This window comes from Brevundimonas sp. UBA7506, from assembly GCF_002479495.1.
GTDB lineage: Bacteria > Pseudomonadota > Alphaproteobacteria > Caulobacterales > Caulobacteraceae > Brevundimonas.
The window spans coordinates 66,174-84,309 of record NZ_DLNQ01000010.1; the positions used below are offsets into that span (position 1 = coordinate 66,174).

18 protein-coding genes are annotated in these 18,136 nt (G+C 68.6%); 15 read left to right on the plus strand and 3 right to left on the minus strand.

The genetic code is table 11. From position 1 onward, the window contains the following. Positions 1–48 precede the first annotated feature (48 nt). From B3K53_RS09250 to B3K53_RS09290, 9 genes are all read left to right on the plus strand, one after another. Entirely contained in the window at positions 49–2,355 is a 2,307-nt protein-coding gene (locus tag B3K53_RS09250) for a methyl-accepting chemotaxis protein (RefSeq protein ID WP_292083936.1), read from the plus strand. A gap of 80 nt (positions 2,356–2,435) precedes the next feature. Beyond that, complete coding sequence (locus B3K53_RS09255; RefSeq protein WP_292083938.1) at positions 2,436–3,065, plus strand: hypothetical protein; 630 nt, start codon at positions 2,436–2,438, stop codon at positions 3,063–3,065. A 136-nt stretch (positions 3,066–3,201) separates the two neighbouring features. Further along, positions 3,202–4,980, plus strand: coding sequence for a M14 family metallopeptidase (locus tag B3K53_RS09260; RefSeq protein WP_292083940.1), 1,779 nt, complete (start codon positions 3,202–3,204; stop codon positions 4,978–4,980). Further along, the gene (locus tag B3K53_RS09265) at positions 4,977–5,378 is read left to right on the plus strand and encodes an MAPEG family protein (protein ID WP_292083941.1); all 402 of its coding nucleotides are present in this window, start codon (positions 4,977–4,979) and stop codon (positions 5,376–5,378) included. Before B3K53_RS09260 ends, B3K53_RS09265 begins: the two co-directional genes overlap by 4 nt. Positions 5,379–5,427: 49 nt before the next feature. Further along, on the plus strand, positions 5,428–6,774 hold the full coding sequence (locus B3K53_RS09270; protein WP_292083942.1) for a TldD/PmbA family protein: 1,347 nt from the start codon (positions 5,428–5,430) through the stop codon (positions 6,772–6,774). Continuing rightward, the gene (locus tag B3K53_RS09275; RefSeq protein ID WP_292083943.1) at positions 6,771–7,565 is read left to right on the plus strand and encodes a 3'(2'),5'-bisphosphate nucleotidase CysQ; all 795 of its coding nucleotides are present in this window, start codon (positions 6,771–6,773) and stop codon (positions 7,563–7,565) included. The genes B3K53_RS09270 and B3K53_RS09275 overlap by 4 nt, the downstream gene beginning before the upstream one ends. Positions 7,566–7,596: 31 nt before the next feature. Beyond that, a complete protein-coding gene (locus B3K53_RS09280) occupies positions 7,597–7,845 on the plus strand; it encodes a DUF4170 domain-containing protein (protein WP_292083944.1) in 249 nt (82 codons plus the stop codon). Between the two features lie 99 nt (positions 7,846–7,944). Next, the gene (locus B3K53_RS09285) at positions 7,945–8,127 is read left to right on the plus strand and encodes a hypothetical protein (RefSeq protein ID WP_292083945.1); all 183 of its coding nucleotides are present in this window, start codon (positions 7,945–7,947) and stop codon (positions 8,125–8,127) included. 2 nt (positions 8,128–8,129) lie between these two features. Continuing rightward, positions 8,130–8,330, plus strand: coding sequence for a hypothetical protein (locus tag B3K53_RS09290; RefSeq protein ID WP_292083946.1), 201 nt, complete (start codon positions 8,130–8,132; stop codon positions 8,328–8,330). A gap of 3 nt (positions 8,331–8,333) precedes the next feature. On the opposite strand, the gene B3K53_RS09295 is transcribed toward B3K53_RS09290, so the two are convergent. Beyond that, positions 8,334–8,999, minus strand: a complete 666-nt coding sequence (locus B3K53_RS09295; protein ID WP_292084260.1) for a fused DSP-PTPase phosphatase/NAD kinase-like protein — start codon at positions 8,997–8,999, stop codon at positions 8,334–8,336. A 91-nt stretch (positions 9,000–9,090) separates the two neighbouring features. Here B3K53_RS09295 and B3K53_RS09300 point away from each other — a divergent pair, with 91 nt between their 5' ends. From B3K53_RS09300 to lpxK, 4 genes are read left to right on the plus strand one after another with little or no spacing between them, the layout of a single operon-like run. Next, entirely contained in the window at positions 9,091–10,956 is a 1,866-nt protein-coding gene (locus B3K53_RS09300) for an ABC transporter ATP-binding protein (protein WP_292083947.1), read from the plus strand. Continuing rightward, positions 10,953–11,639 (plus strand): lysophospholipid acyltransferase family protein, encoded by a 687-nt coding sequence (locus B3K53_RS09305; protein ID WP_292083948.1) that lies wholly within the window; start codon positions 10,953–10,955, stop codon positions 11,637–11,639. Before B3K53_RS09300 ends, B3K53_RS09305 begins: the two co-directional genes overlap by 4 nt. A 3-nt stretch (positions 11,640–11,642) precedes the next feature. Continuing rightward, positions 11,643–12,944, plus strand: a complete 1,302-nt coding sequence (locus B3K53_RS09310; RefSeq protein ID WP_292083949.1) for a 3-deoxy-D-manno-octulosonic acid transferase — start codon at positions 11,643–11,645, stop codon at positions 12,942–12,944. Continuing rightward, the gene (gene lpxK / locus B3K53_RS09315; protein ID WP_292083950.1) at positions 12,941–13,957 is read left to right on the plus strand and encodes a tetraacyldisaccharide 4'-kinase; all 1,017 of its coding nucleotides are present in this window, start codon (positions 12,941–12,943) and stop codon (positions 13,955–13,957) included. The genes B3K53_RS09310 and lpxK overlap by 4 nt, the downstream gene beginning before the upstream one ends. Here lpxK and B3K53_RS09320 read toward each other — a convergent pair. After that, a complete protein-coding gene (locus B3K53_RS09320; RefSeq protein ID WP_292083951.1) occupies positions 13,948–15,264 on the minus strand; it encodes a metal-dependent hydrolase family protein in 1,317 nt (438 codons plus the stop codon). The genes lpxK and B3K53_RS09320 overlap by 10 nt on opposite strands. Before the next feature lie 277 nt (positions 15,265–15,541). On the opposite strand from B3K53_RS09320, the gene B3K53_RS09325 reads away from it, so the two are divergent. Continuing rightward, a complete protein-coding gene (locus tag B3K53_RS09325) occupies positions 15,542–16,096 on the plus strand; it encodes a murein L,D-transpeptidase catalytic domain-containing protein (protein ID WP_292083952.1) in 555 nt (184 codons plus the stop codon). A 91-nt stretch (positions 16,097–16,187) separates the two neighbouring features. Continuing rightward, on the plus strand, positions 16,188–16,748 hold the full coding sequence (locus tag B3K53_RS09330; protein ID WP_292083953.1) for an IPTL-CTERM sorting domain-containing protein: 561 nt from the start codon (positions 16,188–16,190) through the stop codon (positions 16,746–16,748). A 107-nt stretch (positions 16,749–16,855) separates the two neighbouring features. Here B3K53_RS09330 and purD read toward each other — a convergent pair whose 3' ends face one another. Then, positions 16,856–18,133, minus strand: coding sequence for a phosphoribosylamine--glycine ligase (purD, locus tag B3K53_RS09335; protein WP_292083954.1), 1,278 nt, complete (start codon positions 18,131–18,133; stop codon positions 16,856–16,858). Between the last annotated feature and the right edge of the window lie 3 nt (positions 18,134–18,136).

Here is an 18,136-nt window from a genome sequence, read left to right on the forward strand (position 1 = left end):
TCTCCTTAATCCTCTCGCCGTTAAGCCGGTGAGGATCGGGGAGAGACCATGCTTGCTTTCAAGAAACTGACTGTCGCTGGTAAAATGCTGACGGCGGGCGGCGCCGTCACGGGCGTCCTGCTGCTTTGCGCGGCCTTCGCCGTCTCGCACAACACGCGAACCGTCGCGCGTGGTCTGTCGCACGACTACGCCCAGGCTCTGAGCGACGGCGCCGTGGCCAACGTCAGCGGCAAGATCGGCGAAGCCTCCTCCACCGCCCGATCGATGGCCGAGATGATCGGCAAGGCCCATGAATCCGGCGTGCGCGACCGCACCACGGTCATGGCCATGATGAAGCCCGCCGCGACCGCGACGCCGCTGGTGCTGGGCAGCTGGTTCATCGCCGCGCCCGGCGCCTTTGACGGCCGCGACGCCTCTCTGGCGGGCCGGGTCGATCTGGGCTCGAACGCCGCCGGCAACTTCCTGCCCTACTGGGTCAACGACGGCGGCGTGATCACCATGCAGCCGCTGAACGCGGGCAACGACTACGAGCAGCCCTACTTCACCCTGCCCTTCAACAGCGGCAAGCCGGCCATCGTCGAGCCCTACGCCTATGACGTCGGCGGCAAGTCGGTGCTGATGACCTCAGTGGCCTATCCGGTCGTCTCGGGCGGAAAGGTGATCGGCGTGGCCGGTCTGGACCTGGCGCTGGATGATCTCTCGACCCTGCTGGGCGAGATGAAGCCGCTCGGTTCGGGACAGGTCATGCTGCTGTCCAGCTCCGGCGCCTGGGTGTCGCACCCCAACGCCGCCCTGCGCACCAAACCCTATGCCGAGGATCAGGCCGAGGCCGTGCGCGCCGTCCTGAGCCGCAACGAGGCCACCCTGCTGAGCGGCCTGCGCAGCCTGACCGGCGAACGCATCGAGCGCCGCGTCAGCCCCGCGCCCCTGCCCGGCCTGAACGCCACCTGGGGTCTGGTGACCGACATTCCCACCAAGGCCATCAACGGCCCCTCCGACCGCCTGGCTGTCGCCATGATGATCGGGGGTCTGGTCATTCTGGCTCTGGTGCTGGCCAGCCTGTTCTTCGTCACCGACAAGGTGGTGCGCCAGCCGCTGGCGCGGCTGACGGCCTCGGTCAAGGCGCTGAACGCCGGCCGCTATGAAGAGCCGGTGCGCGGCGCCGAAAGCGCCGACGAGGTCGGCGGCATCGCCCGCGCCCTGGAAGGCTTCCGCCATCAGCTGGCCGACACCGAGCGCCTGAGGGCCGAGCAGGAACAGAGCCGCATCGCCGCCGAAGCCGAGCGCCGGCGCAACGACGCCATCCGCCAGGCAAGCGAAGAAGAGCAGCGCCTCGTCGTCGCCTCGGTTGGCGAAGGCCTGTCGCAACTGTCGGACGGCAACCTGACCTATCGTCTGGAAGCCGCCTTCCCCGAGGACTATCGCAAGCTGCGCGACGACTTCAACCTGGCCATGGGCCGGCTGGAAGAGACGATGACGGTCATCATCGGCAGCGCCGCCGGCATCCGCTCGACCACCACCGAAATCAGCCAGGCCTCCGACGACCTGTCGCGTCGCACCGAGCAACAGGCGGCCAGTCTGGAAGAGACCGCCGCCGCCCTGGAAGAGGTCACGACCACCATCCGCCATGCCTCCGACGGCGCTGATCGCGCCCGCGACATCGTCGAGACGACCCGCCAGAACGCCCGTCGCAGCGGCGACGTGGTCGATCAGACGGTCACGGCCATGCGCGAGATCGAGTCCTCTGCCCAGCAGATCGCCCAGATCACCGGCGTCATCGACGAGATCGCCTTCCAGACCAATCTTCTGGCCCTGAACGCCGGGGTCGAGGCCGCCCGCGCCGGCGACGCGGGTCGGGGCTTCGCCGTGGTCGCCTCGGAGGTCCGGGCTCTGGCCCAGCGCTCGGCCGAGGCCGCCAAGGAGATCAAGGCCTTGATCGGCTCCAGCACCGAGCGGGTCAACCAGGGCGTCCGATTGGTGGACGACACCGGTCAGGCCCTGACCCGGATCATCGACGAGGTGGCCCAGATCAGCGGTCTGGTCGCCGATATCGCCGCCTCCGCGAGAGAACAGGCCACCGGCCTGGGCGAGATCAATGTGGCGGTAAACCAGATGGATCAGATGACCCAGCAGAACGCCGCCATGGTCGAGGAATCCACCGCCGCCTCCCACTCGCTGGCGCAGGAGACCACCAGCCTGGCCGAACTTATGGGCCGGTTCCGCATCCGCGCGGAAGTCGCCCCGGCGGCGCGTCCTGCGCCCGCGCCCCGGACCGTGACGGCCCTGAAGACCGTGGGCGGACGCGGCCTGTCGGCCGTTCCCGCGGCCTCGACCGACGACTGGGAAGAGTTCTGACACCCGGCCATTCCCGCCGCCGTCTGGCGCTGCGGCGGGGAACCGTCTAGCTTGCCTCACGACATGGTCGGGGGGCCGCATTGAGCGCGTTCGAGTTCTTTTTCAGCTTTTACGGTCTGCTGCTGGGCCTGTCGGTCGCCGAGCTGGTCGGCGGTTTCGCGCGAGTACTGCATGAGCGCGAGCGTATCCGCTTCGGCTGGCTGACTCCGGCGCTTGCCCTGTTCGTGGCCATCGACATCGCCACCTTCTGGAACCAGGCCTGGGTCATCTTTCGCGGGGCCCCGTTCAACACCTTCCTGCTGCTGGTCAGCCTGAGCATCGCCGCGACCTTCTATGTGGCCGCCAGCGTGACCTTCCCACGCGTCTCGGCCGAAGGCGCCCATGAGCGCGTCGATCTGGACGCCCACTTCTGGGCCCACCGAAAGCTGGTGTTCGGCTGCATCCTGGGCGCCAATCTGATCGTGGCGGTGATGGTGATCATCCTGGGGCAGGCCGATCCCGGCTTCGCCAAGCTGGCCGGTTCAGTACCACTTTGGATCGGCGTCGCCGTCTTCGTGGCCGGCACAGCGACAGCGGCATTCGCGCCCTGGAGGCGCGTGGCGGTCGGCGCCCTGATCGTCGTGCTACTCTACATGATGTGGCAGATGGCCCGTTCGGCGGGAGAGCTGGCGGCGGCGGGCGGCTGGTCGCCTGTGACCGGCGGGGGCTGAGGCCTTGCCAATGACTTGCCCCCAAGACTCGTCAGTGACTTGCCAGACGATGACGATGAGCCCACGAAAAGCCATGCGCCCTGAATACTTCGTTGCGGCGGCCGTAGCCGCCCTTGTCGCCTGCGTGAGCCCCGCCATGTCCCAGACCCCGACCTCCGTTCCCAACGTCGCCCCGTGGGACCAGGCCTTCCTGCCGCCCGCGCCGACGTGGAACGGCGCATCCAAGGCCCTGCTGCGCGACGCCTCCGATCCCTGGGTCACAGCCTTCGAGGCCGATGCAGGGCATGACTTCTCGCCCTCCTACGCCGACACCCGCGCCTGGTTCGACCGGCTGGACGCGGCCAGCGACCTGATCCGCATCGAGCAATTCGGCGTCTCGCCGGAAGGGCGTCCCATCTATGCGGTGATCGCGTCCAAGGACGGCGCGACTCTGGACCCGTCCAAGCCCGTCCTGCTGGCCCAGGCCGGCATCCATCCGGGCGAGATCGACGGCAAGGACGCGGGCATGATGCTGCTGCGCGACATGGCCTTCTACGGCAAAGACGGCCTGCTGGACCGCGCCAACCTGATCCTGATCCCGATTCTGAGCGTCGACGGACACGAGCGTACCAGCCCCTATTCCCGCCCCAACCAGCGCGGGCCGCGCAATCAGGGCTGGCGTCACACGGCGACCAACCAGAACCTGAACCGCGACTTCATGAAGCTGGATCAGGCCGAGATGCAGGCCGTCATGGGCCTGATCCACAAGTATCAGCCCGACCTCTACGTCGACATCCACGTCACCGACGGCATCGATTATCAGTACGACGTCACCTACGGCTACAACGGCGAGGACGGCGTCTGGAGCCGCAGCCCCGCCATCGCCAAATGGCTGGACGACGCCTTCAAGCCCGACATGAACTCTGCCCTGGAGGCACAAGGCCACATCCCCGGCGAGCTGGTCTTCGCCATCGATGACCGCGACCCGAAGAAGGGCATGAACGACGGCGGTCTGGGCGAGCGCTACTCTAACGGCTGGGGCTCGGCCGCCCACGTCCCGACCATCCTGATCGAGAACCACAGCCTGAAACCGCACGAGCAACGGGTTCTGGGGACCTATGTCTTCCTGGAAGAAGCGCTGAAGCTGCTGGCCGAAAAGTCCCAAACCCTGCGCGCCGCCATCAGCGCCGACCGCGCCCTGCGCCCCGCCGAACTGCCCGCCAACTTCGTCGGCGACGAGCAGCCGATCCGCACCCGTCCGTTCAAGGGCATCCTCTACGACACCTATGACAGCGTCGCCTCGGGCCGTCCCGAGCTGCGCTGGCTTGGCCAGCCGGACCCGGAGCTGTGGCAGGTGCCCTACTTCGGATCGCGCCCGACGCTGACGCTGAAGCGCCCGACCGCCTACTGGGTGCCGTCCTATCGCGCCGACATCATCGAGCGGCTGAAGACCCACGGCGTGCAGATGGAGACCCTGTCCGCCCCGCGCACCGTCGCCGTCGACATGCTGCGCCTGATTGATCCCAAGGTCTCGGCTCGCACCAACGAAGGCCATGTGCCGATCACGGTCGGCGAGGTCCGCCCTGAGGCCAAGGACTGGACCTTCCCCGTCGGCTCGGTGCGCGTGCCGACCGATCAGCCGATGGGCGATGTCGCCATCCTGCTGCTGGAGCCGCAGTCGAGCGAGAGCTTCTTCGCTTGGGGCATGTTCCCCGAGGTGCTGAACCGCGTCGAATACATCGAGGCCTACGCCATCGCGCCCCTGGCGGAGAAGATGCTGGCGGCCGATCCGGCGCTGAAGGCCGAGTTCGAGGCCAAGCTGGCCGCCGAGCCCGCCTTCGCCGCCGATGGCGACGCCCGCCTGGCCTGGTTCTACGAGCGCACGCCCTTCTACGATCAGCGCTTCCGCCTCTATCCTGTGGGGCGCGAACATTGAGCCTGATCCCGACCATTCAGGCGGCGTCCCTGTGGGGCGGGCTGCTGATCCTGCTGATGTTCGGCCTGTCCGGCGTGGTGGTGAGCCGTCGCCGCAAGCACATGGTCGAGTTCGGGGACGGCGGCGAGCGCGAGCTGGTCTGCGCCACCCGCGCCTTCGCCAATGCGGCGGAGTATATCCCTGCCGGGATGTGCGGCCTGATCCTGCTGGCCTTCCTCGGCGCGCCGGCCCTGCTGATCCATGCCGTCGGCGGGACCCTGTTCGCGGGCCGGGTGATCCACGCTCTGGGCCTGCTGTTCCAGCAAGGCCCGTCGCTGGGCCGATCGGTCGGCATGATCCTGACCTGGCTGGCCCTGCTGGTGGCGGCGGTCAGCCTGATCGGTTGGTCGATTCTCTGAAGCGCGGCGGGCCGGTTGCGATACGGCGGCGGGTCCGCCATATCGGGGCATGTCCGCACAGACGCCCTCCCCCGACATCCTGCATGATCTGGTCGCCGCCGCGCTGAAGGCCGGCGCCGACGCCGCCGAGGCGGTTTCCGCCCACCGCGCCTCCCTGTCCGTCGGCGTGCGCAACGCCGAACTGGAAGAGGTCGAGCGCGAGGAGGCCCGCGACTTAGGGTTACGCGTCTTCATCGGCCGCCGTCAGGCCACCGTCTCCGCCTCCGACCTGTCCGACGCCACCCGCGTCCGTCTGGTCGAGCGCGCCGTGGCCATGGCGAAGCTGGCCCCCGAAGACCCTTACGCCTCGCTGGCGCCGCAGGACCGGCTGGCGCAAGGCCCGCACGCCGAACTCGACCTGTTCGATCCGTCCGAGCGCACCGCCGAGGCGCTGGAAGCCGCCGCCGCCGAGGCCGAGGCCGCCGCTCTGGCCGTGACGGGCGTGTCCAAGTCCGAAGGCGGTCACGCCTCCTGGTCGGCCAGCGAATGGCGCCTGGTCACCTCGCACGGCTTTGACGGCCGCCATCGGGGCAGCGCCTTCTCGCTGGGCGTCGGCGTCATCGCCGAGAAGGACGGGGCCATGGAGCGCGGCGGCGAAAGCCGGGCGACACGCCACCTGTCGGACCTGCCCGGCGCCGCCGAGATCGGCCTGAAGGCGGGCGAGCGCGCCGTCGCCCGCGTCGGCCCGCGCAAGATCGCCTCGACCACCGCCTCGGTCATCTTCGAGAACCGCATCGCCACCCAGGTCCTGTCGCCCCTGCTGGGCGCCATTTCCGGCCCGGCCATCGCGCGGGGCAGCTCCTTCCTGAAGGACAAGCTCGGTCAACGGGTCCTGCCGGCGGGCGTGGACATGATCGACGATCCGTTCCGTCTGCGCGGCCTCGGCTCGACCCCCTTTGACGACGAGGGCGTGGCGGTCGAACGACGCAACATCGTCGAGGACGGCGTCATCACCACCTGGCTGCTGAACACCGCCGCCGCCGCCCAGCTGGGCCTGGCCTCGACCGGTCACGCCTCGCGCGGGCTGGCCGGGCCGTCGGGTGTCTCGACCCACAACCTGCACCTGGCCCCGGGGGAGCGCGACAAGGCGGGCCTGATGACCGAGGCCAGGTCGGGGCTGCTGATCACCTCCATGTTCGGCCCCTCGCTGAACGCCAATAACGGCGACTGGTCGGCCGGGGTGTCCGGCTTCTGGTTCGAGAACGGCGAGTTGGCCTATCCGGTCAGCGAAGTGACCGTGGCGGGCAATCTGATCGACCTCTACGCCCGGCTGGTGCGCGGATCGGATCTGGAATTCCGGGGTTCCTTCAACAGCCCCTCCCTGATGTTCGACGCGGTGGCCATCGCCGGAAAATGACTGATCTCAGCGCCGACCTCGAACTGATCCGCGACGCGGCTTTGGCGGCGGGCAAGCTGGCGCTCGAACATCGCGAGGCAGGACTGAAGGTCTGGTCCAAGGAGGGCGGCTCGCCGGTCACCAGCGCCGACCTGGCGGTGGATCAACTGCTGCGCGATGCGCTTCTGAGCGTCCGCCCCGACTACGGCTGGCTGTCCGAGGAGACCGCGGACAGCCCTGAGCGTCTGACGAAAAAACGCATCTTCGTCGTCGACCCCATCGACGGCACCGTGGCCTATATGAAGAACAAGCCGTGGTGGTGCATTCCCATCGCCGTCGTCGAGGACGGCCGCCCCGTCGCCGCCGTCATCCACGCCCCCATGCTGGGCGAGATGTTCGAGGCCACCCTCGGCGACGGCGCGCGACTGCAGGGCCGCCCGATCAGCGCCTCGGACACCGACACCCTGGAGGACGCCGAGCTTCTGGCCGACGCCCGGCTGATGGAGGCGCGCGAATGGGCCGAGCCCTGGCCGGAAATGCGCTTCACCAAGCGCAACGCCCTGGCCTATCGCATGGCTCTGGTCGCCGCCGGGGCCTTTGACGCGGCCATCGCCATCAGCCCCAAATGGGACTGGGACGTCTGCGCCGGCGCCTTGATCGCCGAAGAGGCGGGCGCCCGCGTCAGCGACCACATGGGCCGCCCATGGTGCTTTAATCGTCCCGATCCGCGACAAACCAGCCTGATCTGCGCCGCGCCGGCCCTTCACCCGTTGATCGTGAGGCGCACAGCGCCTATCCCGCTGGCCATCTGATCATCCCCTCTCGCAATGGAACCCCCTCTCCATGGCTGACGCCCCCAATACTGCGCACGACCCTCAACTGCTTCACCTCGTCATCGGCGGCGAGATGCGCCACCCGTCCGAGCCGGTCTTCCGCGACCTGGACAAGGTTGAGTTCGTCGGCGCCTACGGCAGCTATGACGAAGCCAAGCAGGCCTGGAAGGCCCGCGCCCAGGCCACCGTCGACAACGCCCACATGCGCTATTTCATCCTGCACGCGCACAAGCTGATCGACCCGCGCTCGGACGTCTGATCCGCCGCCTTCGCCTCACGGCGAGGTTTACGGAACCGCACAGGCGGCTGACGCGCTTTCTCGTCAGCCGCCTTTGGCGTTTCTGAAGAGGTGCTGATCATGACGCCCACCCTGATCGTCCTGCTGCTGGTGATCCTGGCCGTGGTCGCCGTCGTCTGGGTCGTGAATAAGGGCCCCGCGCACACGCCCCGTCCCGGCGAGGATCAGGACACAGCCTGGAACGACCCCATCACGCCGGCCGAATCCGGGCATCATCATCCGTCCCGCAAGCCGGAGCCGTGACCATGACCCTGTTTGGCCAAACCCTCGACGGTCAACAGCTGTTCGGGATCATCTCCCTGATCAGCGTTCTGGCTCTGTGGCTGATCGTTCTCGGGCGCGAACGCAATTATGCTCGCTGGTTTCGCCAGTGGGAAGCCGACCGCAAGGCGCGTCGCGGCGCGGAAACGGCCCAGCACGGCCCGAAGCGCGGCCCCTGGGGCTAAGTCCTATTCGCGCTTCAACAAGCGGTCCACGACCAGCTTGCCCCACCAGCCGGCTTTGAACTCGGCGCGGATCGTCTTGGGATCATAGGCGTCGCTGGCGAACCAGTCCTCGAAGCTGACTCCGGTCGGCTCGACCTCGGCGACATACTTCTCCAGCGTATAATCCAGCACCCCTGTCAGGCCCTCGCGACTGTGCAGCGTACGCTTGCCCAGTTCCGACATGGCCGCCGAGATCGGCTCGCCCAGATGGAAGTGGCGATAGAGGACCGCCATCATCCCCGCTCGGTCCGCGCCCGACTTGCAGTGGATCAAAGCCGGATATTCGATCGTGCGGAACAGGTCGCGCGCCCGGTCGATGCGGTCCCGCCCCGGCGGATCGCGCGAATCCAGCGGCGCGTCGATCAGGGTCAGACCCAGCCGCGCACAGGCTTCCTTCTCCAGCCAGTAATAGGCTTCGTCGCGCTGCCCGCGCAGGTTGATGACGGTCCTGATGCCGCGCCTTTGCCAATAGGCCAGTTGCCCCGGCGACGGTTGGTTGGAGCGCACCAGGTCCGGCCCCAGCCAATGGGCGTTGGTGAAGGCCGTGCGCAGGAAGGCGTGATCGGCCCAGAAATAGGACCAATGCGCCTTGAACCGGCCCATCAGCGTTGTCAGATCATAGCGCGCCATAGGCCGCAGATAGCGACGAAACCGCACCGCGTCACCATCAGCTTGACGGCGGCGGCTTGACTTGACGCCCGTCCCGTTCGACCGAGAGCCAATGACCGTTCCCGCGCCCGCATCCGACACTCGCGAACCCCTGCGACCGCTTCTGGGCCGCATCTGGCGCGACTACCTGTCCCGGCACAAGGGCGCCTTCTTCGCCTCCATGCTCTGCGCCGCGATCTCGGGCGGCCTGACCGCCCTGCTGCTGAAGTTCCTCGAACCGGCCATCGACCTGCTGTTCACCCAGCACCAAGGGCCGGTTCAGGTCTGGGGCCTGGTCAGCATCCCGTCGGACAGGGTGCTGATCCTCATCCCGCTGTTCATCATCATGGTGGCGCTCATCCGGTCGCTGGCCATGGCGGCTCAGGCGGCTCTGGTGAACCGGTTGGGCCACGGCATCGTCGGCGACATCCAGAAGCAACTGTTCTCGGGCATGATCCGGGCCGACCTGTCGCGGCTGCGCGGCCAGCATTCGGGGACCTTCGTCTCTTCCGTCCTGTTCGACGCCAACCTGGTCCGCGAAGCCTTCACCTCGGGCGTGGTCAACTACACCCAGAACGCCCTGATGTTGCTGGGCGTCATCGTCGCCATGGGCTTCATCGACCTGCCGCTGACCCTGATCGTCCTTCTGGGCGTGCCCGTCGTCAGTTGGATCATCCGCCGCTTCGGCCAGAAATCGCGCAAGGCCGCGCGCGGCGCCATGGTCGAGACCGAGGCCCTGTCCAGCGCCCTGATGGAGAACCTGGACGGTGTCCGCGTCATCAAGATCGAGAACCGCGAAGCCGCCGAGGAGGCCCGCGTCGGCGAGGTCATCGCCCGTCGGCAACGCCACATCATCAAGGGCTCCGACAGCCGCGCCTTCGCCGGCCCCGCCAGCGACATCGTCGCCTACGCCATCGTCGCCGCTGTCATGGCCTATGCGGGGTGGAGCGCCAGTCAGGGCCAGATGACGGTCGGCGCCTTCGCCTCCTTTATCGGCATGTTGCTGCTGGCGGGACAGGCCCTGCGTCAGGTGACCAACCTGACCACCGTCCTCAGCGAAGGCATGACCGCCGCGCGTCGCCTGTTCACCGCCCTGGATATCGAGCCAGAGATCCGCGAGGCGACCGACGCCGTCGAGCTGGAGACCGGGCCGGTCACGGTCGCCTTCGATCATGTCTCCTTCACCTATGCCGCCAATGAAGAAGGCGGCGCGCCGACCCTGTCGGACGTCAGCCTGCACGTCGCGCCGGGCGAGACCATCGCCCTCGTCGGCCCGTCGGGCGGCGGCAAGTCGACCATCCTGTCCCTGCTGCCGCGCTTCTACGACGTCACCGCCGGCGCCGTCACCGTCAACGGCCGCGACATCCGCGAACTGAGGTTGTCGTCTCTGCGCGATCACATCGCGCTGGTCACGCAGGAGCCCTTCCTGTTCGACGACACCGTGGCCGCCAACATCGCCTATGGCCGCAAGGGCGCGACAGCCGAAGACATCATCGAGGCTGCGCGATCCGCCGCCGCCCATGATTTCATCACCGCCCTGCCCGAAGGCTACGCCACCCGCGTCGGGGAGGCCGGGATGCGGTTGTCGGGCGGCCAGCGCCAGCGCATCGCCATCGCCCGCGCCTTCCTGAAGAACGCCCCCATCCTGCTGCTGGACGAGGCCACCAGCGCCCTCGACACCGAAAGCGAGGCCCTGGTTCAGGCCGCCCTGGAGCGGCTGATGCAAGGCCGCGCCACCCTGATGATCGCCCACCGTCTGTCGACGGTGCAGAACGCCGACCGCATCTATGTCATCGAGGCGGGTCGCGTGGTCGAGCAGGGCACGCATGGCGCCCTGGTCAGGAAGGGCGGGCTCTACGCCCGTCTGGCCAGGCAGCAGTCGCTGGACGGCCCCGCGCCTGTCGACGCGTCCGCCTTGCCCGACGAGACCGGCGCATGAGGCCGCTGCGCAACCCGATCATCCAGACCTCCATGGCCTGGATCCTCTCGGAATGGATGCGGTTCTGCTACGCCACCATCCGTTGGGAATACGAGAACGAACAGGTCGCCGAGGAGGTCTGGGCCGAGGGCGGCGGCGTCCTGTGCGCCTTCTGGCACTCGCGACTGGCCCTGGCTCCGGCCTGCTGGCCGATGAAGCGGGCGCAGCCGGTCAAGGGCCTGGTGTCGCTCAGCGCCGACGGCGAGTTCTTCGCCCGCGCCGTGGGGCGTCTGGGCATCCCCGCCGTGCGCGGCTCCTCCAGCAACAAGGACAAGGCCAAGCAGTCCAAGGGCGGCACCCAGGCCCTGCGCGACGGCCTGAAACAGCTGAAGGTCGGCGGACTGGCGGTCACCCCGGACGGTCCGCGCGGCCCGGCGCGGCAGATGGCCGAGGGCCTGCCCCTGATGGCGAAGATTTCGGGCGCACCGGTCCTGTTCATCGGCATTTCATGCAAGCCTGCGGTTCGGCTGAACAGCTGGGACCGGGCGGTCCTGCCGCTTCCGTTTGGCAAGGGCGCCGTCGTCTGGGACAAGGCCTGGTATCCGCAAGGCGCCGAGATGTCCGAGGTCGCCGCCGACTGGACCGAGCGCCTGACCGCGGTGGAAGCCCGCGCCGACGCCATCGTCGGGCTGGAGCGGATCTAGGCCGTGATCATAAGCCCCGCCCTGATCGCCTATCGCCTGCTGACCCGGCTGATCGAACCCCTGGCCCCGCGCCTGCTCGACGGCCGCGTCAAGCAGGGCAAGGAAGACCCGCAGCGCGTCGACGAGCGCCTGGGCCTGGCTGGCGCAGCCCGCCCCGCAGGGCCGCTGATCTGGATCCACGGCGTCAGCGTCGGCGAGGCCCTGTCCATCCTGCCGCTGGCCGAGCGCATCAAAAAGGACCGCCCCGACGTGACCGTCCTGGTCACCACCGGGACCCTGACCTCGGCGCAGATTCTGGCTGGACGCCTGCCGCCCGGCGTCATCCACCAGTTCGCCCCGGTGGACAGCCCCGGCGCCGTGGCCGCCTTCCTCGACCACTGGCGGCCCACCATCGGCGTCTTCGTCGAGAGCGAGCTGTGGCCCAACCTGCTAACGGCGGCCAAAAAGCGCGGCGTCGCCCTGGCCCTGGTCAGCGCCCGCATCACCGACAAGACGGCCGAGGGCTGGAAGAAGGCCCCGGGCATGGCCCGCGCCCTGATGGCCTGTTTCGCCCATGTCTGGCCGCAGGATCAGGCCAGCGCCGACCGGCTGACGGCGCTCGGCGCCCGCGTCGATGGTCAGGTCAATCTGAAGCTGTCGGGCGAGCCCCTGCCCTATGACAAGGGCGAGTTCGGGCGCCTCTCGGCCCTGATCGACGACCGCCCCGTCGTCGTCGCCGCCAGCACGCACGAGCATGAGGAAATGGCTGTCGTCGGGGCGCTGGACCATCTGGCCGAGCGGCTGTTCCTGATCGTCGTGCCGCGCCACCCCGACCGCGCCGACGAGATCGCGCGGTCGCTGGCTCAGGACGGTTACAGCTTCGCGCGGCGCAGTCTGCGTCAGCCGATCACCGACGACACCGACATCTATCTGGCCGACACCCTCGGCGAACTGGGCCTGTTCATGCGGCTGGCCGACGTGGTGGTGATGGGCGGATCTTTCGCGCCCGCCTTGGGCGGCGGCGCCGTCGGCGGACACAATCCGTTGGAGCCCGCACGTCTGGGCAAGCCGGTCGTCACCGGCCCCGACGCCAGCAACTGGAACGCGGTGACGCGGATGTTGAAAAACTCCGGCGGCTTGGTCTCGGTCCTGTCGCCTTCTGAACTTCCGGGCATCGTCGGCCCGCTGCTGGCCCATCCCGACGCGGCGCGCGACATGGGCGAGCGCGGCCGCCGCGCCGCCGCCGAGGCCGCCGCCGGGCTGGACCGCCTGTGGCTGGCCCTGCAGGCCCATCTGCCCGCCGCCCCGTCGCGAGGCCGCCGATGAAGCTGAACACGCCCCGCTGGTGGTACAGCCGCGACCGCCGCCATGCCCCGGTGGCGCGGATGCTGCTCAAGCCCGCCTCGTGGATCTGGAGCGGCGTCACCGCCCGCCGTATCGCCAGGACCACGCCGGTCGATCCCGGCGCCCCGGTCATCTCCATCGGCAATCTGACGGTCGGCGGTTCGGGCAAGACGCCTATCGCGCGCGAGGTCCTGCGCCTGCTGCACGCCCAAGGCGTCAAGGCCGCCGCCCTGTCGCGCGGCTACGGCGGATCGCTGGAAGGCCCGGTTCAGGTCGATCTGGCCGTCCACACCGCCGCCGACGTGGGCGACGAGCCGCTGATGCTGGCCGCCGACGCCCCCGCCTGGATCGCCCGCGACCGCGTCGCCGGGGCGAAAGCCGCCGTCGCCGCCGGGGCCGAGGCCCTGGTGCTGGACGACGCCCATCAGAACCCGGCGCTGAAGAAGACCCTCAGCCTGATCGTCGTCGATGGCGAGACGCGCGGCGACGAATGGCCCTTCGGCGACGGTTCGGTCTTCCCCTCCGGTCCGATGCGCGAGCCGCTGAAGGCGGGTCTGGCGCGCGCCGACGCGGTCGTCATCCTCCTGCCTGCCGACCTGCCAGAAGCCGATCCCGAACTGGTCGAGACCTTCGGCGCCCTGCCCGTCTTCATCGCCCGTCTGGAGCCCGCCGCCGCGCCGCCGTCAGGACCGCAGGTCGGCTTCGCTGGCATCGCCAAGCCATGGAAGGTCGAGCGGTCGCTGATCGCCGCCGGTTGCGACCTGAAGGACTTCGTCCCCTTCCCAGACCACGCCGAACTGTCGGAGCGCGACTTCGCCTTCCTGAACGAGCGCGCGGCCCTGTTCGACGCCGGGCTGGTCACGACGGAGAAGGACTGGGTGCGCCTGCCGCCCGCGTGGCGCGACCGGATCGTCGCCTGGCCGGTCGTCGCTCGGCTGGAGCAGGAAGCGGCCTTCGCCGACTTCCCGCTGGGTCGACTGAACCGTCAGTCCTGACGGAAGACCTGACCGCCCTTCATCACGAAGCGGACGCGTTCCAGTTCGGTCACGTCGCTCAGCGGATCGCCCGAGACCGCGATCAGGTCGGCGGGCATGCCCGGCGACAGACGGCCCGCTTCGTTCGAGATCTTCAGGTGCTCGGCGGCGCCGACGGTGGCGGCCTGAATGGCCTCCAGCGGCGTCAGACCCGCGCGGACCAGAAGGGCGAACTCCTGGGCGTTGTCGCCGTGGGCCGAGACGCCGGAGTCGGTGCCAAACGCAATGCGGACGCCGCCGGCATGGGCGCGGCGCGCCATGTCCAGCATCTTGGGCCCGGCCTCCAGCGCCTTGGCGGTCTGGGCCGGGGTGAAGAAGTTGTCCGGGCCGGAGGCCATGCGGGCCACATAGTCCCCGGCCATCAGGGTCGGCACCAGCCAGGCGTTGTGCGCCTTGAACAGACGCATGGACTCGTCGTCCAGATAGGTGCCGTGCTCGATGGAGTCGCCGCCCGCCTTGAGGAAGGCGTTGATGCCGTCAACGCCGTGGGCATGGGCCGTGACCTGACGCCCCATGCGGTGGGCCGAGGCGACGATGGCGGCCAGCTCGTCCTCGCTGAACTGCTGGGCCAGGCCCGCCGCCGTATTCGACAGAACGCCGCCGGTGGCGGTGATCTTGATGATGTCGGCGCCGCTGCGGACCTGAAGGCGCACCGCCCGCATGCAGTCCTCGACGCCCGAACAGACGCTTTCCGGCGACAGGACGTGCATGACGTCCTCGCGATAGCCGTTGATGTCGCCGTGACCGCCGTGGACGGACACCGCCGAGCCCGCCGCGATGATGCGCGGTCCAGGCACGTCGCCGCGCTTCACGGCGTCCCGCAGGGCGAAGATGGATTCGTTGCTGGCCCCCAGATCGGCGACCGTGGTGAAGCCGGCGTTCAGGGTGCGACGGGCGTAGCGCGCACCGATCATGGCCTGGGTCGCGTTCGACTCGGTGACGTTCTCCAGACGGCCGTTGGGGTTCTGCTGGCTGGTCAGGTGGACGTGGCTGTCGATCAGGCCGGGCAGGACGAAGGCGCCGCGCAGATCGACCACTTTTCCGTCGCCGACGAAGCCGTCGCGGATTTCGACGACTTGGTTCCCTCTGATCACGAGAGTTTTATCACGCAGCACCCGGCCGCTGGCCGGATCGGCCAGAAGCCGCCCCACTTGGACGAACGTGGTCGGCTGTTCCGCTGAAACGGCAGCGACCGCAGGGGCTTGCTGCGCCTGCGCCGAGGTGGCGGCCAGAACGGCGACGGTCACAATCAGAGCCAGTTTCTTCATCGGTCCCTCCCAGAACTACGGGCGTCACCTTACCGGGTCGGCGGCTTTCGCCAAGGCTCAGGTTGCGTCGTTACGGGGCTTTGTGAAACAAGCCGATACAGTTGTTTAATCGTGCGAGGGGCGTCGCATGCGGCTTTCCAGACGTGGCTTGATCTTGGGCGGTTCGGCCCTGTTGGCGGGATGTTCTTCCGCCGCTTCGACCACCAACCTCCAGCTCGCCGGCGCCGCGCCTGCCAGCCTTCCTGTCGTTCCGGTCCCGACCGTTGTGGCCCAGCCTGTGCTTACGGCCAAGGCCTCCGGCCCCGTCATTGATCCGCACGGCGTCGTCCGCAAGGACCTGATGGAGCGCGCCCACGCCGCCCTGGACACCCACGGCCACAAGATTTCCAAACGCGACCGGATGTATCTGGTCGATTTCCAGAAGTTCTCGGGCGAGGACCGCTTCTACGAAGTCGATCTGGAAGGCGGCTGGGTCACGGCCTATCGCACCAGCCACGGCCGCGGCTCGGACCCGGCCCATTCGGGCTTCGCCCAGCGTTTCTCGAACCAGATGGACAGCCACATGTCGTCGATCGGCGCCTACGCCACGGCCGGCGCCAGCTGGGGCTCGCAGCAGGGGCCGAACGTCCTGCTGGACGGGCTGGAGTATTCCAACGACCGGGCGCGCGAACGGGCCATCATCATCCACGGCGCCGACTACGCCGACCCGACCTTCCTGGCCCGCGAGGGCAAGCTGGGCCGGTCCTACGGCTGCTTCTCGGTCTCCCACGCCGACCTGGCCCCCTTGCGCGAACGCATGGGCGAGGGCCGGCTCCTATTCGCCATGGCGTAACGGGCAAGCTTCAAGCTTGACCGTGGGGGATCTCGGGTAGATAGACGTCCCGTTTCGGGAAACCTTCGTTTCCTACCTGGGGCTCCATCTCATGCCGTTTTCCATCCTGCGTCGCCTCGCCGGTGTCGTCTTCGCCGCCGCGACTCTGCTGGCCGCGCCTGCCGCCTTCGCCCAGACCTACACCATCCATCGCAGCTTCACCGGCGCCGGCGGCGTGACCGGCACAGCGACGCTGGAAATGGCGAACTCGACCCAAACGGGGACGACAACGGTTGGCAACTTCGGAACCGTTCCTGCGGAACTGGTGTCCGCAACCATAAGCTTCAACAATCTGGGCGGCGCCCCCACGTCGACGACCTTCACCCGCAGTCAGTTGAGCGGCTTCGTCTTCGATCGCAGCAGCGGCACGATCACGGACATCAACTTCTGGGCCCCCGCCAACGCCGACGGCTATGAGATGAGCGGCGTAGTGGCTTTCGACACGGCGGTCACGAAGGGCGCTTATCGCGTCGATGTCACCAACGCCGTGGGCGCGCCGCCCGTCCCGGCCGCCGTTCCGACGATGACGGAATGGGCGATGATCCTCTTCGCTCTGGCCCTGGCCGGCGGCGCCGCCCTGATGATCCAACGCCGTCGCTCGGAACTGGCCTGATCAGGAGACGGGTTCGGCGGCCAGCCGTCGCCGAACCCTTCATCGCCGCTCAGCGCGGCTACATTGTTCCGGGAGCCGCTCAGCGCGGCTCCATTCCCGGACGCCGCTTAACGCGGCTCCAGCGCCCGCCAGCCGATGTCCGAGCGATGGAAACCGCCGGGCCAGTCGATCTTGGCGACCGCCTCATAGGCCCGGGCACGCGCCTCGGCGATATCGGCGCCATGGGCGCAGACGTTCAGCACCCGACCGCCCGCCGCGACCAGAGCGCCGTCGTCGCGCTTCCTGGTCCCCGCATGGAAGACCTGGACGTGAGGGCCGAAATCCTGATCGGCGCCGCGAATGACCGAGCCCTCCAGCGGGCTGTCGGGGTAGCCCTTGGCCGCCAGAACCACGGTGATGACCACCCCGTCCTTGAACCGGGGCGTCGACGCCTTCGACAGGTCGCCGCGCGCGCAGGCGAGCAGCAGGGGCACGATGTCGCCGTCGAAGCGCATCATCAGCACCTGGCATTCGGGGTCGCCGAAGCGGGCGTTGAACTCGACCACCTTGGGGCCTTCATCCGTCGCCATCAGGCCAGCGTAGAGGACGCCGCGATAGGGCGCGCCCTCGGCGGCCATCATGCGGATGGTCGGCTGGACCACGCGTTCGTCGGCCTGCTGCACCAGTTCGGGCGTAAAGACCGGCGCCGGCGAATAGGCGCCCATGCCGCCCGTGTTCGGCCCCAAGTCGCCGTCGAAGGCGCGCTTGTGGTCTTGGGCCCCGCCGAACAGGACGGCCTGCTTGCCGTCGCACAAGGCGAACAGCGAGCCCTCCTCGCCGTCCATGAACTCTTCGATCACCACGCGCGACCCGGCCGAGCCGAAGCGGCCGCCCAGCATCCGCTCGATCTCGGCCTCGGCGTCGGCCTTGTCGGGGCTGATGGCCACGCCCTTGCCCGCCGCCAGGCCGTCGGCCTTGATGACATAGGGGGCGGCGTAGTTGTTCAACGCCGCCTTGGCCTCTGCCACGTTCTCATAGACGCCGTAGCCCGCCGTCGGGATGCCGTGACGCTGCAGGAAGGCCTTCGAAAACGCTTTCGAGGTTTCCAGCTGCGCCGCCTTGGCCGTCGGGCCGAAGCAGGGGATGCCTACGCTGTTGAGGCGATCGGCCAAACCCTCGGCCAGGGCCGATTCGGGGCCGACCACGACCAGGTCCGCCTTCATCTCGCGCGCCAGGGCCGTCAGGGCGTCGGCGTCGGTCGCCTTGATCTCGGACTTGAGCTCGGCGTGTTTCGCCATGCCGGGATTGCCGGGCGCGGCGACGAGCCGCGTGACCAGCGGCGACTGGGCGATTTTCCAGGCCAGGGCGTGTTCACGCCCTCCGGATCCGACGAGCAGAATGTTCATATG

Coding starts and splice junctions, on each gene's coding strand:
- B3K53_RS09260 (WP_292083940.1), top strand. CDS start 3,202: ATGTCCCAGACCCCGACCTCCGTTCCCAACGTCGCCCCGTGGGACCAG.
- B3K53_RS09305 (WP_292083948.1), top strand. CDS start 10,953: ATGAGGCCGCTGCGCAACCCGATCATCCAGACCTCCATGGCCTGGATC.
- B3K53_RS09295 (WP_292084260.1), bottom strand. CDS start 8,999: ATGGCGCGCTATGATCTGACAACGCTGATGGGCCGGTTCAAGGCGCAT.
- B3K53_RS09320 (WP_292083951.1), bottom strand. CDS start 15,264: ATGAAGAAACTGGCTCTGATTGTGACCGTCGCCGTTCTGGCCGCCACC.
- B3K53_RS09290 (WP_292083946.1), top strand. CDS start 8,130: ATGACCCTGTTTGGCCAAACCCTCGACGGTCAACAGCTGTTCGGGATC.
- B3K53_RS09270 (WP_292083942.1), top strand. CDS start 5,428: ATGTCCGCACAGACGCCCTCCCCCGACATCCTGCATGATCTGGTCGCC.
- B3K53_RS09250 (WP_292083936.1), top strand. CDS start 49: ATGCTTGCTTTCAAGAAACTGACTGTCGCTGGTAAAATGCTGACGGCG.
- B3K53_RS09275 (WP_292083943.1), top strand. CDS start 6,771: ATGACTGATCTCAGCGCCGACCTCGAACTGATCCGCGACGCGGCTTTG.
- purD (WP_292083954.1), bottom strand. CDS start 18,133: ATGAACATTCTGCTCGTCGGATCCGGAGGGCGTGAACACGCCCTGGCC.
- B3K53_RS09285 (WP_292083945.1), top strand. CDS start 7,945: ATGACGCCCACCCTGATCGTCCTGCTGCTGGTGATCCTGGCCGTGGTC.
- lpxK (WP_292083950.1), top strand. CDS start 12,941: ATGAAGCTGAACACGCCCCGCTGGTGGTACAGCCGCGACCGCCGCCAT.
- B3K53_RS09280 (WP_292083944.1), top strand. CDS start 7,597: ATGGCTGACGCCCCCAATACTGCGCACGACCCTCAACTGCTTCACCTC.
- B3K53_RS09330 (WP_292083953.1), top strand. CDS start 16,188: ATGCCGTTTTCCATCCTGCGTCGCCTCGCCGGTGTCGTCTTCGCCGCC.
- B3K53_RS09300 (WP_292083947.1), top strand. CDS start 9,091: ATGACCGTTCCCGCGCCCGCATCCGACACTCGCGAACCCCTGCGACCG.